The sequence below is a fragment of the Cytobacillus firmus NBRC 15306 genome (assembly GCF_001591465.1).
In the GTDB taxonomy this organism is placed as follows: Bacteria; Bacillota; Bacilli; order Bacillales; family Cytobacillaceae; genus Cytobacillus; species Cytobacillus firmus.
Window position 1 is genome coordinate 1 of sequence record NZ_BCUY01000179.1, and the last position, 2,410, is coordinate 2,410.

The 2,410-nt window shown below is 49.0% G+C and carries 3 protein-coding genes; all 3 read left to right on the top strand.

All coding sequences use genetic code 11. From position 1 onward, the window contains the following. Nucleotides 1–87 precede the first annotated feature (87 nt). Genes tnpA through tnpC form a run of 3 tightly spaced genes read left to right on the top strand, consistent with a single transcriptional unit; the run spans nt 88 to nt 2,374 of the window. Nucleotides 88–405, top strand: coding sequence for an IS66 family insertion sequence element accessory protein TnpA (tnpA, locus tag BFI01S_RS21570; RefSeq protein WP_061794402.1), 318 nt, complete (start codon nt 88–90; stop codon nt 403–405). Next, nucleotides 402–758 carry an IS66 family insertion sequence element accessory protein TnpB gene (gene tnpB / locus BFI01S_RS21575; RefSeq protein ID WP_061794403.1) on the top strand — a complete coding sequence of 119 codons (357 nt, stop codon included), beginning with the start codon at nt 402–404 and terminating at the stop codon, nt 756–758. The genes tnpA and tnpB overlap by 4 nt, the downstream gene beginning before the upstream one ends. A gap of 53 nt (nt 759–811) precedes the next feature. Continuing rightward, nucleotides 812–2,374 carry an IS66 family transposase gene (tnpC, locus tag BFI01S_RS21580; RefSeq protein ID WP_061794404.1) on the top strand — a complete coding sequence of 521 codons (1,563 nt, stop codon included), beginning with the start codon at nt 812–814 and terminating at the stop codon, nt 2,372–2,374. The last annotated feature ends 36 nt before the right edge of the window (nt 2,375–2,410 follow it).

Here is a 2,410-nt window from a genome sequence, read left to right on the forward strand (position 1 = left end):
GTAAGCGTAAAACTGTGCCCACCTACAACCTTAAAAACAACCATGAGATAATCTCCTTAAGTTTACAAGCTTGAAGGAGGTTTTTTTATGAACCCAACGCTCGAACAACAATGGAAGGAGCGTTTTGAAGATTTCGCTTCTAGCGGATTATCGAAAAGAGCTTTTTGTCGAAACAAAGACCTACCCTACCATCAGTTCTGCTATTGGATGAAAAAATTCCAAAACTCCACGCCGGTTACACCTTCACCTGTTCAGTGGATGACATTGGACGTCACCCCGGCTGAGACTTGGTCGTCTTCCCCGACACCAATCCGACTTCGGGCCGGCGGTGTCACGATCGAAGTCAACGAAGGCTTTAGCGAGGCGCTGTTGCGTCAAGTCTTGAAGGCATTGACAGGAAAATGATTGACGAAGTAACAATCGATAAGGTGTACCTGGCACAAGGGCCCACCGATCTGCGAAAATCGATTGATGGATTGGCTGCCATTGTACAGGAAACCTTTGAACTCAATCCATTCAGCCACTGCTTGTTTGTTTTCTGCAATCGCTCACGCGATAAATTGAAAATCCTGCAATGGGACCACAATGGTTTCTGGCTTCATTATCGGCGCCTTGAGAGAGGAACCTTCCAGTGGCCGTCTGGAAACAATGCCATCCCGATGGCCGTTACGAGAAAACAATTACGCTGGCTGCTGGATGGATTGTCCCTCTCTCAAAAGCAGGCACACCCCGCCGTGCAATCGCAAAGGATTGTGTGATATTTTCAATCGGAAAGAAGGAGTTTGTGCATATTTGTCGAATATTGCTTAGTATGAAAACGAACGTACAAACTCCACCAGCTGAACCAACAATTGAGTCGCTTCAGGCACAGGTGGAAGAGCTGACGGCTAAAATCAAGTGGTATGAAGAACAATTCCGCCTTAGCCAACAAAAACGATTCGGCTCTTCCAGCGAAAAGACGGATGACGACCAATTAGCGCTTCTGTTGTTTAACGAAGCCGAACAACTAGCCGATCCAACTGTATCGGAGCCCATACACGAAACAATCACGTATCGCCGTAAGAAAAAGCGAGGTCAGCGTGAAACATCCCTAAGCAGCCTGCCGACGGAAACAATCGAGTATCGATTGGCCGATGCGGACCAGGCTTGTTCGTGTTGCGGTCACGGACTACACGAAATGAGCGTCGAGGTCCGGAAGGAACTGGCCATAGAACCGGCAAAGGTGAAAGTGATCGAGCATAAACGCTTCGTCTACGCCTGCCGCCACTGTGAGCAACATGGCACAGAAACGCCAATCGTCACGGCACCCATGCCTCCTTCGGTCTTCCCGAAAAGTCTGGCTTCCCCGTCGATCATGGCGCATATCATCACACAAAAATATGTGGAAGGTCTGCCTTTGTACCGGCAGGAAAAGTACTTCCAACGTCTCGGCGTGAACCTGTCACGCCAAACGATGGCGAACTGGGTTTTGTATGGTGCGGAAAAGTGGCTTTCCATATTGTATGATCGCATGCATCAGGAATTGGTCAAACAGCCCATTGCCCATGCCGACGAAACCACACTTCAAGTCTTGCGCGAACCAGGCCGCGATGCGACAGCCAAATCCTATGTTTGGCTATATCGGACAGGGACCGACGGTCCCCCGATTGTCCTGTACGACTATCAGCCTTCACGCAAAGGTGAGCACGCCAAACACTTTTTGGAAACCTTCAGTGGTTATCTTCAAGTGGATGGCTATTCGGGTTACCTGAAAGTCCCGGATGTAATCTTGGTTGGCTGTTGGGCACACGCCCGTCGCAAATTCGACGAGGCATTAAAAGCGGCGCCACCTTCAGCAAAAGGGAAACAGACTGCCTCTGCCGAAGGCTTGCAGTTCTGTAACCAGCTGTATGCCATTGAACGGGCAATCAAAAAAGAATCCTCCGAAAAACGGTACGAGGTACGGCTTGAAAAAAGCAAGCCGGTCCTGGACCTCTTTTTGGCATGGCTTCAAACGAAACAGCCTCAAGTGGCACCAAAATCGAAATTGGGCGAAGCAATCACTTATGGTCTCAACCAGTGGGAATTATTAGAGGCTTTCTTACAAGATGGCCGATTGGAGATCGACAATAACCGGAGTGAGCGAGCTATCAAGCCGTTTGTAATCGGCAGGAAAAACTGGCTCTTTTCAAATACACCACGAGGCGCACGAGGGAGCGCGATCGTGTACAGCATAGTGGAGACAGCGAAGGAAAACGGGCTAAATCCCTATGAATACCTTCTCTACCTATTTCAGCAGCTTCCCACTGTGGATGTGAACAATGACGAAGTCATCCAAAAGATGCTTCCATGGTCGGTTTCACTGCCCGATCAATGCCGGGTACCGGTGAAGTAAATCAATCTTATCAGCATCCTCATCTTATCAAAAGGT